At 70.8% G+C, this 12,634-nt stretch carries 11 protein-coding genes; 3 read left to right on the top strand and 8 right to left on the bottom strand.

Features of this window, described 5'->3' with window-relative positions:
* Nucleotides 1–37 precede the first annotated feature (37 nt).
* Nucleotides 38–412: a thioredoxin gene (gene trxA / locus HCN51_RS01280; protein ID WP_080040719.1), complete on the top strand. Its 375-nt coding sequence runs from the start codon at nt 38–40 to the stop codon at nt 410–412.
* Nucleotides 413–482: 70 nt separating this feature from the next.
* On the opposite strand, the gene HCN51_RS01285 is transcribed toward trxA, so the two are convergent.
* From HCN51_RS01285 to HCN51_RS01295, 3 genes are all read right to left on the bottom strand, one after another.
* Nucleotides 483–1,250, bottom strand: coding sequence for an SAM-dependent methyltransferase (locus HCN51_RS01285; RefSeq protein WP_168005809.1), 768 nt, complete (start codon nt 1,248–1,250; stop codon nt 483–485).
* A 197-nt stretch (nt 1,251–1,447) separates the two neighbouring features.
* The gene (locus HCN51_RS01290; protein WP_168005811.1) at nt 1,448–2,785 is read right to left on the bottom strand and encodes a class II 3-deoxy-7-phosphoheptulonate synthase; all 1,338 of its coding nucleotides are present in this window, start codon (nt 2,783–2,785) and stop codon (nt 1,448–1,450) included.
* A 91-nt stretch (nt 2,786–2,876) separates the two neighbouring features.
* Entirely contained in the window at nt 2,877–4,073 is a 1,197-nt protein-coding gene (locus HCN51_RS01295) for an FAD-dependent oxidoreductase (protein ID WP_168005813.1), read from the bottom strand.
* 121 nt (nt 4,074–4,194) lie between these two features.
* On the opposite strand from HCN51_RS01295, the gene HCN51_RS01300 reads away from it, so the two are divergent.
* The gene (locus tag HCN51_RS01300; RefSeq protein WP_168005815.1) at nt 4,195–5,130 is read left to right on the top strand and encodes an anti-sigma factor; all 936 of its coding nucleotides are present in this window, start codon (nt 4,195–4,197) and stop codon (nt 5,128–5,130) included.
* A gap of 47 nt (nt 5,131–5,177) precedes the next feature.
* On the top strand, nt 5,178–7,415 hold the full coding sequence (locus HCN51_RS01305; RefSeq protein WP_168005817.1) for a M64 family metallopeptidase: 2,238 nt from the start codon (nt 5,178–5,180) through the stop codon (nt 7,413–7,415).
* Between the two features lie 44 nt (nt 7,416–7,459).
* On the opposite strand, the gene HCN51_RS01310 is transcribed toward HCN51_RS01305, so the two are convergent.
* The 5 genes from HCN51_RS01310 to HCN51_RS01330 are packed head-to-tail and all read right to left on the bottom strand — an operon-like array spanning nt 7,460 to nt 12,622.
* Nucleotides 7,460–8,443, bottom strand: a complete 984-nt coding sequence (locus tag HCN51_RS01310; protein ID WP_168005819.1) for a phosphotransferase — start codon at nt 8,441–8,443, stop codon at nt 7,460–7,462.
* A 10-nt stretch (nt 8,444–8,453) separates the two neighbouring features.
* Complete coding sequence (locus HCN51_RS01315; protein WP_080040709.1) at nt 8,454–9,452, bottom strand: LacI family DNA-binding transcriptional regulator; 999 nt, start codon at nt 9,450–9,452, stop codon at nt 8,454–8,456.
* Nucleotides 9,433–10,842 carry a GH1 family beta-glucosidase gene (locus tag HCN51_RS01320; RefSeq protein WP_080040708.1) on the bottom strand — a complete coding sequence of 470 codons (1,410 nt, stop codon included), beginning with the start codon at nt 10,840–10,842 and terminating at the stop codon, nt 9,433–9,435. Before HCN51_RS01320 ends, HCN51_RS01315 begins: the two co-directional genes overlap by 20 nt.
* On the bottom strand, nt 10,839–11,669 hold the full coding sequence (locus HCN51_RS01325; protein WP_080040707.1) for a carbohydrate ABC transporter permease: 831 nt from the start codon (nt 11,667–11,669) through the stop codon (nt 10,839–10,841). The genes HCN51_RS01320 and HCN51_RS01325 overlap by 4 nt, the downstream gene beginning before the upstream one ends.
* On the bottom strand, nt 11,666–12,622 hold the full coding sequence (locus HCN51_RS01330; RefSeq protein WP_080040706.1) for a carbohydrate ABC transporter permease: 957 nt from the start codon (nt 12,620–12,622) through the stop codon (nt 11,666–11,668). The genes HCN51_RS01325 and HCN51_RS01330 overlap by 4 nt, the downstream gene beginning before the upstream one ends.
* Between the last annotated feature and the right edge of the window lie 12 nt (nt 12,623–12,634).

Raw genomic sequence — 12,634 nt, forward strand, 5'->3', positions numbered from 1 at the left:
GGTTGCACTGCAAGCGACAACGAGCGAGGAGCCACTTGTGGCGACCATCGAAGTAACAGAGAAGAACTTCAACGACATCGCCGACAAGGGGATCGTGCTGCTCGACTTCTGGGCCGAGTGGTGCCCGCCGTGCAAGAAGTTCGGGCCGATCTTCGAGCAGGCGTCGGACAAGCACGACGACATCACCTTCGGCAAGATCGACACAGACGCGGAGCAGGGGCTCGCGCAGGGCTTCGAGATCACCTCGATCCCCACGCTGATGGCCATCCGCGACGGCATCGTGGTCTTCGCCCAGGCCGGCGCCATCCCCGCGCCCGCGCTGGAAGACCTGATCAGCCAGGTCAAGGCGCTCGACATGGACGCCATCAGGGCCGAGCTCAGCGAGGAGCTCAAGAAGGCCCAGCAGAACTGACACCCGGCCGACAGCGCTGCCGAAACGACGAAACCCCGCCCGAGCAGGCGGGGTTTGTCATGTGAAGCCCTTAAAGCTTGCGGCCGACGCCCACGTAGCCGAACTTGATGCCGTTGCCCGGCGCCGTCGGGTCGTCGGGGCGCCAGCCGTTCGGGTACGTCAGCCCCGGCTCGGCCAGCTCGTACCCCTCGAAGAAGCGCAGGATCTCCTCGCGGGTGCGCAGGTTCAGCGAGGCCGTGGCCTTCTTGTAGATCTCCAGGGCCTGCGGGGTGGCGTCCGGCGTCGAGTCCACGGCGTGGCTGATGACCAGGTGGCTGCCGGGCACGCTGACCTTGCGCAGCTTGGCCACCACGTCGTAGGCGCTCTCGTCGGGGATGAAGTGCAGGATCGCCAGCGCCAGGAACGCCACCGGCTGCTCGAAGTCCACCAGGCCGCCCAGCTTGTCGAGCAGCGCGTCCGGCTCGCGCACGTCGGCCTGGAGGAAGTCGACGTTGTCCTTCCTGGCCAGCAGCGCCCGGCCGTGCACGCACACCACGGAGTCGTAGTCGACGTAGACGACGCGGGCCTCGGGGGCGATCTCGTGCGTGTTGCCCTGCGTGGGCAGGCCGGCGCCGAGGTCGACGATCTGGCGGACGCCCTGGTCCACGACGTACCGGACGGCGCGGCGCAGGAAGGCGCGGTTGGCGCGGGCCCCCACCTTGGTGTCGGGGAAGTTCTTGAGGATCTGCTCCGCCGCCGCCCGGTCGGCGGCGAAGTTGTCCTTGCCGTCGAGGTAGTAGTCGTACATACGCGCGACGTTGGGGACGTTGGGGTCGACTCCCTCCGGAGCACTGTCCACGTTATTCTCCCGAAAAATGGGCTCTTTTCGGGGTGATCATAGCTCCGGAAGCTGCGCGTATACCGCTAAATCGGCAGACCGCCTGAATGAGAGGTAAATCACTCGAACGCGCGGTGACGAGGCCGACGCGGGCCGGAGTCTCCGGCCCGCGCGCGACGGCGGACGGGGGCGACGGACGGGGGCGACGGGCCGGGCGATCAGCCGCGGTAGAGCTCCGCCACCCGGAAGGCCAGGTCGAGCGACTGGCCGCGGTTGAGCCGGGGGTCGCAGGCCGTCTCGTAGCGGGTGGCCAGGTCGGTCTCGCCGATCTCGAACCCGCCGCCCACGCACTCGGTGACGTCGTCGCCGGTGAACTCGATGTGGATCCCGCCCGGGTGCGTGCCCAGCGACCGGTGCACCTCGAAGAAGCCCGCCACCTCGTCGAGCACGTCGTCGAGGTGGCGCGTCTTGTGCCCGCTCGGCGCCTCGAACGTGTTGCCGTGCATCGGGTCGCAGATCCAGGCCACCTTGGCCCCGGTCGCCGTAACCTCCTTGACCAGCGCGGGCAGGTGCTCGCGGATCTTGGAGGCGCCCATCCGGGTGATGAACGTGAGCCGGCCCGCCTCGTTGGCGGGGTTGAGCTTGTCGATCAGCGCCAGCGCCTCGTCGGGCGTGGTCGTCGGGCCCAGCTTGACGCCGATCGGGTTGCGGATCCTCGAGAAGAAGTCGACGTGCGCGCCGTCGAGCTGGCGGGTGCGCTCGCCGATCCAGACCATGTGCGCCGACACGTCGTACGGCAGCCCCGTACGCGAGTCGATGCGCGTGAGCGCCCGGTCGTAGTCGAGGATGAGCGCCTCGTGCGAGGAGTAGAACTCGACCGTGTGGAACTCCTCGGGGTCGGCCCCGCACGCCCGCATGAACGCCAGCGCCTGGTCGATCTCCCTGGCCAGCTGCTCGTAGCGGCGCCCGGCGGGCGACTCGGCCACGAAGTCCTGGTTCCACGCGTGCACCTGCCGCAGGTCGGCGTAACCGCCCTTGGTGAACGCGCGCGCCAGGTTGAGCGTCACGGCCGAGGAGTGGTACGCCTTGAGCAGCCGCCACGGGTCGGGCCTGCGCGCCTCGGCGGTGAAGTCGAAACCGTTGACCATGTCGCCCCGGTAGGCGGGCAGCTCGACGCCGCCCCGCACCTCGGTGCCCTTGGAGCGCGGCTTGGCGAACTGGCCGGCCACCCGGCCGATCTTCACCACCGGCACCCGGCCCGCGTACGTCAGCACGATGGCCATCTGGAGCAACGTCTTCAGCTTTTGGCGCACGTTGTCGGCCGTCGCGCCGGCGAAGGTCTCGGCGCAGTCACCGCCTTGCAGGACGAACGCCTCGCCGCGGGCGACCGCGGCCAGTTGCTCCTTGAGCTGGTCGCACTCGCCGGCGAACACCAGCGGGGGGAGGCTGCCGAGCTCGGCGACAACCTTGTCGAGCTCGCCGCGGTCCGGCCAGTCGGGCTGCTGCGCCGCGGGGAGGGCTCGCCAGGAATCGAGATCCACTAGATTGCTGCTCACGAGATACGAGGGTATTCCACTGGCTCGGCCCCACCGACCCCCTTGTCCACGTTGTGAGAATGCGGTTATACGCAGACGAATCTCGGAGAGGTCAAAGTTCCTTTACGGTCACGTGCTCCGGCCGCACGCCGTGGCCGACGAAGCGCGGGGCCACCCGGTTGAGCAGCGGGATCCTCGTCAGGTCGCGCGGCAGCCGCGACGGGTCGATCCGCCGCCGCAGCGCCGGGCCGATGACCAGGCTCTGCACCACCCGCTGGGCCGTCTGCGTGACCACGGTCGGCGGCATCCGGCGGCGTTGCAGCCGGTGCAGCGTCGCCTCCGGGATCGGCGCCCCGGCCCGCAGCGGCGCGGCCAGCAGGTTGGCGGCGGCCACGGCGTCCTGGACGGCGAGGTTGATGCCCACCCCGAACACCGGCGACATGGCGTGCGCGGCGTCCCCGACGCACAGGAAACCGGGCCGGTGCCAGCGGCGCAGCCGGTTGATCGTGACCGTGAGCACGCTGACGTCGTCGTACGAGCCGAGCCCCTGGAGCCGGTCGGTCAGCCACGGCAGCAGCGCGGCCACCGGGCGGCGCAGCGCGTCGATGCCCCGCGCGGCCATCTCGTCGTAGCCGCCCTTGAGGATGAGGTAGGCGAGCTGCCAATAGCTCTCCCTGTTGATCGCGACCATCATGTGGCCCGGCGAGATCCGCAGGAACGTGTCGTCGCGGTCGCCGGCCTCGCGCGGCAGCCTGAACCACACCACGTCCATGGGCGCGCCGAGGTCGCGCGGCACGAGGCCGGCCCGCCCGCGCAGCACCGAGTGCCGCCCGTCGGCGGCGACCGTCAGGGCCGCCCTGATCTCGTGCTCGCCGGACGGGTCACGGTAGCGCAGGCCGCGCACCGCCCCGCCCTCGCGGATGAGGTCGTACGCCTCGGCGTTCATCAGCAGCCGGAACCCGGGATAACGCCCGGCGGCCGACGTGATGAGGTCGAGGAAGTCCCACTGCGGCACGAACGCGATGTACCGGTAGGCGCCGGGCAGCCGGCGCAGCGTCGCGATCCGCACGTCGCCGCCGTCGGTGACCAGGTTGAGATCGTACGCCTTGCGGTGCGGCAGCTTCAGGAACTCCCGCACCAGCCCGAGCTCGTCGAGCACCTGCAGCGTCGAGGGGTGGATGGTGTCACCCCGGAAGTCGCGCAGGAAGTCGCCGTGCTTCTCCAGCAGCGTCACCTCGACGCCCGACCTGGCCAGCAGCAGGGCCAGCATCGCTCCGGCGGGCCCGCCGCCCGCGATCACGCATCCCATAATTCATCACCCAATGAGATTGTGTCATCTCCCGCGAAATGAGCAAGGCCCAAGGCCATCCGGCGTGCCGCAACCACCGAAGTACATGCAGTGAGCCGCCTCTCACACACAGGGAGTGGACATGAAGGACGAACTCCACACCCTCTCTGGCGCCTACGCCGTGCACGCACTGCCGTACGCCGAGTGGGTGCTGTTCGAGGAGCACCTGCACGCGTGCGGGCCGTGCGCGGACGAGGTGCGCCACCTGCGCGAGACGGCCGCGCGGCTGGCGGAAGCGGTCGCCGAGCGGCCCCCCGCCCGGCTGCGCCGCCGCCTGCTCGACGCCGCCTCCCGCTCGCGCGGCTTCGAGGACCCTCCCGAGCCGGTACGCGACGACAGCCCGACCGTCTGGCGACGCCCTCCCGCCGTCGGCGCCCGCCCGTCCGGCGACGCCTTCCCGCCCGGCGACGTTCGCCCGCCCGGTGAGGCCCTGCCGTCCGGCGAGGCCCCGGACCCTTCGACACTCAGGCTGCCGCCCGCCCAGAACCCCTACCGCACGGCGGCGGCGATCCCCGTGACGGCCGACGGCGGCCAGGTGGTGCCGCTGCCGCGCCGGCGCACCAGGGCGATGGCGGCACTGACCGCCGTCGCCGCCGCCGCGGCCGTCGCGCTCGGCGTCGTCGCCCTCGACGCCCGCCACGACCTCAGCGAGCTGACCAGCAGGAACGAGGAGCTGGTCACGGTGCTGGCCGCCCCCGACGCCAAGACCATGCGCCGCCCTGTCAAGACCGGCGGCACCGGCACGGTGGTGATCTCCCGCGACATGGGACGCATGGTGTTCACCTCGTCCGGCCTGCCCGAGCTGCCCGACTCCCAGGGCTACGAGCTGTGGCTGATGGGCCCCGGCGGCCCGCGCCCGGCCGGCCTGCTCGACCGGCGGCAGGACGGGGTGAGCCACCCCATGCTCCTGGCCCCGCTGGACCGCGACGGGCGCGTGGCGCTCACCGTCGAGCCCGCCGGCGGCTCCGAGCGGCCCACCACGACGCCCATCATGCTGGCCGAGCTGCCCAAGGCGTGATCCAACCGGGATGGACGGGCGGCCCCGGCGGGCCGATAGTTTCGATCATGCGTATCTTCGCCGCCCTGACCCTGGCCACCGCCCTGTTATGCGTCTCCCCAGCGGCACCCGCCGCGGCCACTTCGAGCGGGACCGCCGCGCCGGGCTCCGCGACGGTCGTGCCCGTGCAGGTCACGGGCGCCCCGGCCAAGAGGTTCAACCTGGTCATCCTCGGCGACGGCTACACCGAGGCCGAGCAGGCCAGGTTCAGGGCCGACGCCGACCGGCACCTCAACGTGATGTGGTCGATCGAGCCGTTCAAGTCCTACCGCAACTACATCAACGTCTACCGCGTCGACATCGTCTCCGGCGAGTCCGGCATCAGCTGCGACCCCGGGCTCGACGCGCCCCGCCGTACGACGCCGCTCAGCATGGGCTTCTGGGGCCGCTGCAACCCGGCCAGCGTGCAGCGGCTGATCACCATGGACAACGCCGCCGCCACCCGCTACGCCGACCTGGTCACCGGCACCACCTCCGGCAACCGGCAGATCCTCGCCCTGGCCAACAGCGGCACGTACGGCGGCGCCGGCGGCTCGTACGCGACCGCCTCCGGCAGTAACAGCATGTCCGCCCTGATCAGCCCGCACGAGCTGGGCCACTCCCTGGGCGGGCTGCAGGACGAGTACGACTACTACCAGCGCGGCGTCCCCGGCGGCGCGTACACCGGCGGCGAGCCGGCCAGCGCCCACCACACGCTGCTGACCGAGCGGGAGATGCTCGACCAGCGCAGGAAGTGGTGGCGCTGGCTGGGCGAGCCCAGCGAGTCGGGCGGCCGGATCGGCCGCCACGAGGGCGGCCTCTACTACACGACCGGCGTGTGGCGGCCCAGCGCCCACTCGATGATGAAGACCCTCGGCTACTACTTCGACCAGGTGAGCCGCGAGGTCATGACGCAGCGCATCACCGCCAAGACCATGCTCGTCCAGGACGCCACGCCCGCGGACGGGCCCGTCGGCGCCGACCGCGTGCTCTGGGTCGAGCCCATGCGCCCCGTCGGCCACTCGCTCGTGACCACCTGGTCCGTGGACGGCAAGGACCTGCCCGGCGACCGCGACTCCCTCGACCTGCGGACGCTCGGCCTCGCCCCCGGCACGCACACGGTCACCGCGACCGTCTCCGACCCGACGGAGTTCGTCCGGGACCCGGCCATCAGGGCGGCCATGACCAGGACCCGCACCTGGACCGTGGACACCGCGATCACCACCCCGCCGGACGGCCTCCAGCCCGAGATCGTCTCCTCCACCCCCACCGACCGGCCCGTCGGCCGCGACGACGTCGTGTACGTCGAGACGACCCACCCGGCCGCGACCGTCCCCGACGTCACCTGGACCCTGAACGGCCGCACCTACCACGGCACCGACCTGGACCTCGGCGCGCTGGACGCCGAATCGGGCCCGCTCACCGCCACCCTCGGCGGCCGCACGCTCACCTGGACGGTCGACGCGGCCAAGCCGTCCACGGCGTACGAGCTGTCGAAACCCCTGGCCCGCTCCGGCGACACCTACGTCTACAACGGCCCCTTCACCATGCGCCTCACCGGCACCGACGATCGCGACGGCCACGTGGTCTCGGAGTCGCGGGTGGACGGCGACGGCTGGTTCAACTACTTCGGCTGGCCGACCTCCTCGCAGCTGCCGTGGACGTTCTCCGAGCAGGGCACGGTGATCGACTCCCTCGTGTACGGGAAGCTGCCGCGCGGCCGGCACGTCGTCGAGTACCGCTCCATCGACGCGGCCGGCAACTACGGCAAGGCGAGGAGCTTCACCGTCACCACCATCGCCCCGCCGCCCGCCTGCACCAGCACCGTCACCGGCACCCACCGCGGGCCGCTCACCGTCACCGGCGGCGTCACCTGCCTCGACGGCGCCCAGGTCACCGGCGTGGTCACGGTCAGGCCGGGCGCGTCGCTGGTGGTCACCGGCGGCCGGATCACGGGCGCGGTCACCGCCGACCGGCCCGCCGAGGTGCACCTGCTCGGCGCCCGCGTGGACGGCGCGCTCGCCGTGCACGGCGCCGCCACGCTCACGATCGCCGGCGCGGACCTGCGCGGCGCCGCCCTGCTGACCGGCGGCGGCACGGCGGTCCTGACGGGCAGCACGGTCAAGGGCGCGCTCGCCTGCCAGGGCGTCCGCCCCGCCGACCTCGGCGTGCCGAACACGGTCAAGGGCGGCAACCGCTGCGGCGACCTGCCCGACGGACGTCCCGCCGGGCGCGCGTACGAGGCCGTCCAGCACACCGGCCGGTGACCGGCCCACCGGACCACCCGCACGAAGCGGACCGGCACGCCGGCCTACCGGACCGCCCGCGAGAGGCGGTCCAGCACGCCGGTCAGTGACGCCGTCGCGAGATCGCGGACCCTGGCGTACTCGTCCTCCGGGTACTGCCGGGGCCCGTTCTCGATCAGCAGGATCAGGTACAGGTAGGCGCGGTAGAGGTCAAGCCGGGTGTGCGCCGCCGGCGTCAGCTCCAGCGGCGTCACCTCGCGGTAGCCCGCCAGCAGCGGATCGTCCTCCGCCAGCTCCCCGAAGATCGTCGGCGTGACGAACTCGGCCAGCGGGTCGCCCCAGAAGGCCCGCTCGTGGTCGATGATCGCCTGGATCCGCGGCGTCCCCCTCAGGTCGAGGAAGACGTTGCCCGCCCACACGTCGAAGTGCACCAGCCGCGGCGTCGTCACCTCGTCGAGCACCGGCGCCGCGGCCTCGACCACCGCCATGATCTGCTCGGCGGGCAGGGGCAGCGGCGCCGGGTAGCGCTCGGTGTCGCCGAGCAGCGCCGCCACCATCGCCAGGAACGCCTCCCGCCACGTGGCCCCCGTGATGCCCGCGTGCGGGTAGCCGAACACCTCGCCCGTCACCGCGTTGAACCGGGCCAGATGCCCGCCCAGCTCCCTGCGCAGCGCCGCGTGCCCGTCCGGCTTGACGTCGTTCCACGACACGCCGTCGAGCGCGGCCAGCAGCAGGTAGTCGCCGCCGAGCACCGGGTCGTCGTAGCCGGCCCGCAGCAGCCCCGCCACGGGCACGCCCGCCGCGGAGGCCAGCCCGATCGCGGTGGCCTCCATGCGCAGCAGGTTGCGCTCGTAGCTGAGCTGCTCCAGCTCGGGCGGGGGAGACAGCTTGAGCACCGCCTCGCGCCCGTCGTCCAGCTTCAGCCGCCAGACGGCGTTGGCGTAGCCGTCGGTCAGCTCGGTGGCCGCCGTGACGCCCGCGCCCACCGCCCGGCGTACGAGGGCGTCGAGCTCGGCCTCCGTTAACCGGCGCTTGGTCCTGCTGTCCACGCGACCCCTTTCAGGCCGATTCCCGGCGCACCAGATGCGTGTCGAGGATCACGACCGGCTGGCGCAGCTCCTCGCCGTGGATCCGGGCCACCAGCAGCTGCGCCATCTGCCGGCCCATGGCCTCGGTCGGCTGGTGCACGGTGGTCAGCGGCGGGTCGGCGTGCAGCGCGGCCTTGGAGTCGTCGAAGCCGATCACCGCCACGTCGCCGGGGATCGAGCGGCCCTCGGCCTTGAGCACGCGCATCGCGCCCAGCGCCATCGGGTCGGACGCGGCGAACACGGCGTCGAGATCGGGATGCGCCCGCAGCAGCTCCTGCATCGCCGCCGCCCCGCTGTGCTCGGAGAAGTCGCCGTAGGCGACCAGCTCCGGCAGGCCGGACGGCAGCAGCGCGTCGCGGTAGCCCGACAGACGGTCGACACCCACGCCCATGTCCTGGGAGCCGGCGATCGTGGCGATCGCCCGGCGGCCGAGACCCAGCAGGTGCTTGACCGCCTGCCGGGCCCCTGCCCTGTTGTCCATGTCCACGTAGCTGTAGGGGTCGAGGCCGACGGGACGGCCGCCCAGCACGGTCGGCACGCCCATCGCCTCCAGCCTGCCCGGCAGCGGGTCGGCGCCGTGCAGCGACAGCAGCAGCACGCCGTCGACGTGCTGGCCCGTCAGGTAGTGCTCCAGCCGCGCGTGCTCCTCCGGGGTGCGCGCCATCGCGAGGATGAGCTGCAACCCGGTCTCGGCCAGCGCCGAGCCGATGCCGCGGATGGTGCCCGCGAAGTACGGCTCGTCGAAGACCCGGAACTGCGACTCGGACACCACCAGGGCGACAGTGTCCGTGCGGCGCGTGACCAGCGCCCGCGCCGCACGGTTGGGCACGTAGCCCAGCTCGCGGATGGCCAGCTCGACGGCCTCGCGGGCCTTCGCGCTGACGTTCGGCGAGCCATTGATGACTCTAGACACCGTGCCCCGGCCTACCCCGGCCCGAGCCGCGACTGCCTCAAGAGTCGGTCGGTTCATGGCGCCTATTCTGCCGGATGATCTCCGCGTACCAGAGCGCGCTGTCCTTGACCAGCCGTTCCTGCGTCTCGAAGTCCACGCGGACCAGGCCGAACCGCTTGCCGTAGCCCCACGCCCACTCGAAGTTGTCCATCAGTGACCAGGCGAAATACCCCTCCAGGGGCACGCCCGCGTCGATGGCCTCCTTGCACGCCCCGAGGTGCGCCTCCACGTACGCCAGCCGCTCCCGGTCGTGGATGCGGCCGCCGTCCAGCACGTCCTCGAAGGCCGCGCCGTTCTCCGAGACGACCATCGGGATCGGCGGGTACTCCCGCGCGACCCTCGTGAGGATCTCCACGAGGCCGCCCTCGTCGATCTCCCAGCCCATCGCGGTGACCGGCCGCCCGCCGTTGACGAACGACACGTGCTCGCTGCCGACCCACGGGGAACCCGAGTCCGTGGGGGCCGCCGCCGCCGACGCCTTGCCTCCCGGTGCTCCCGAGACCGTGAAGCGGCTGTAGTAGTTGACGAGCAGCACGTCGATGGGCGCGTTGATGGTCTTCATGTCGCCCGGCTCGATGAAGCCCTTGTCGAACGGCAGGTCCGCCAGGACGTCCTCCGGGTAGCGGCCCAGCAGCAGCGCGTCCAGGAAGAAGCGGTTCTGCAGGCCGTCGATGCGGCGGGCGGCGTCCAGGTCGCGCTCGCTGTCGGTCTCCGGGCTGATGGCGTACAGGTTCACGCAGCCGCCGACCCTGCGCGCGTTCATCGCCTGCACGGCCAGGCCGTGCGCCAGGTTGAGGTGGTGCGCGCCCCTGATCGCGTTCTCCGGCTCGCGCCTGCCCGGGGCGTGCTCGCCCGAGGCGTAGCCGAGGAACGCGGCGCACCATGGCTCGTTGACCGTGCTGAAGGTGTGGACGTAGTCCTTGAGGGCGTCGTGCACGGCCGCCGCGTACTCCGCGAACCGGTAGGCCGTGTCCCGGTTGGGCCAGCCGCCCTTGTCCTCGAGCGCCTGCGGCAGGTCCCAGTGATAGAGGGTCAGCCACGGGTCGATGGCGTGCTGGCGCAGCTCGTCGCAGAGCCGCTTGTAGAAGTCCAGGCCCTTCTGGTTGACGGCGCCGGAGCCGGTCGGCTGGATGCGCGGCCACGACACGGAGAACCGGTAGGCCGACAGGCCCAGGTCCGCCATGATCGCGACGTCCTCGCGGTAGCGGTGGTAGTGGTCGATCGCCACGTCCGCGTTGTGCCCGTTGAGCACCTTGCCAGGGGTCTTGGCGAAGGTGTCCCAGATCGACACGCCGCGCCCGTCCTCGGCGACGGCCCCTTCGATCTGGTACGCCGACGTCGCCGCCCCCCACGCGAAGCCCGCGGGGAAGCGCAGCTCGGCACGCGTCTGTTCTTCTTGTGTCGTCACGCCTTGACCGCACCTTCCATGAGTCCGCCGACGATCTGACGGCCGAAGAGGACGAATACCAGCACGAGCGGGATGATGGACAACGCCGTTCCCGCGAAGATCAGCGAGTACTCCGTGGAGAACCGGGCGTTGAGCCCGTTGATCGCGATCTGAACGGTCGGGTTCTCCTGGTTGAGCACGATCAGCGGCCACATGTAGTCGTTCCACATGAGCATGAACGTGTTGATGCCGAGCACCGCCATGCCGGGCCGCACGGCCGGCAGCACGACGTTCCACCAGATGCGCAGCGTCGCCGCGCCGTCCACCCGGGCGGCCTCGACCAGCTCCATCGGCACCGACTGCCGGGTGTACTGCGTCATCAGGAACACGCCGAACCCGTTGAGCAGGTACGGCAGGATGACCGCCTTGAGGGTGTTGGTCCACTCCAGGCTCACCATGAGCCGGTAGAGCGGCACCACGCCCATCTGCTGCAGCGGCACCGCCATCGTCAGCAGCACGAGCAGCAGCAGCGCGTTGCGGCCCTTGAAGTTCAGGTTCGCGAACGCGAAGCCGGCCAGCGTCGAGATGAGGATGACCGAGACGGTCACGACGCTCGCCACGATGAACGAGTTCGTCAGGCCCAGCAGGAACTGGGCCTCCGGGTGGGTCAGGACGCGCACGATGTTGTCGCCCAGGTTCCCGCCGGGCAGGAACTTCGGCGGCGAGGCCACCGCGTCGGCGTTCGTACGGGAGGCGATGACCAGCATCCAGTACAGCGGGAACGCCGACAGGAAGATCGCCAGACCCAGCATGACCCTGGTCAGGACGGTCGGTTTCCAGACGGTCATCGCGTGCCCCCGATCCTGCGCACGAACAGGAAGTTGATCGCTGCTCCGACGAGGATCAGCAGGAAGAGCAGCCAGGCGGCCGCAGAGGCGTAGCCGTAGTCGAACTCCCGGAAGGCCTCCTTGTAGACGAACATGGCGACCGTCTGGAACTGGCCCTGCGACCCGCCGTCCGGATTGCCGTTGTAGAACGTCATCGGCTCCGAGAACAGCGTCAGCCCGCCGATCGTGGAGTTGAGCACCACGAAGATCATGGTCGGGCGCAGCATCGGCAGCGTGATCTGCCAGAACTGCCTGCGCCGCGAGGCACCGTCGATCGAGGCGGCCTCGTACAGGTCCTTCGGGATCGTCTGCATGCCGGCCAGGAAGATGATCGCGTTGTAGCCGGTCCAGCGCCAGTCGACCATCGTGGCGATCGCGATCCACGACGGGACGCGCTCGGCCCGCCAGTTCGTGTGGTCGATCCCGAACCAGCCCAGGATGTAGTTGACCAGACCCCAGTCGCGGGCGAACAGCTGCGTGAACACCACCGCGACCGCGACCACCGACGTGACCAGCGGGAGCAGCACGCTCATCCGGATCGGCAGGCGGAACTTCATGTGCTTGTTCAGCGCGTTGGCCAGGAACAGGGCCAGCAGCATCTGGGGGACGGTGGCGATGAGGAACATGGCCACGGTGTTGATCGTGGCCCGCCAGAAGTCGTCGTCGCCCAGCAGCGCGACATAGTTCCCCAACCCGGTCCACTCCGTGGTCCCGGTCAGGTCGTAGTCGTAGAACGAGTAGTAGAGCGTGAAGGCCAGCGGGAAGAGCCCGAAGGCGGCGAACAGGATGAAGTAGGGGGACACCAGGGCGTACGGCATCGCCTTGACGTCCAGTCGGGAACGCCAGCGGCGGCCGGGCGGACGGTCACGGCGATGGGTGTTGCGTGACGCCCGCGGAAGGGTGTCGAGGCTCATAACAGACCTTTC

Origin of the sequence: Nonomuraea composti (genome assembly GCF_012034275.1) — a bacterium.
In the GTDB taxonomy this organism is placed as follows: Bacteria; Actinomycetota; Actinomycetes; order Streptosporangiales; family Streptosporangiaceae; genus Nonomuraea; species Nonomuraea composti.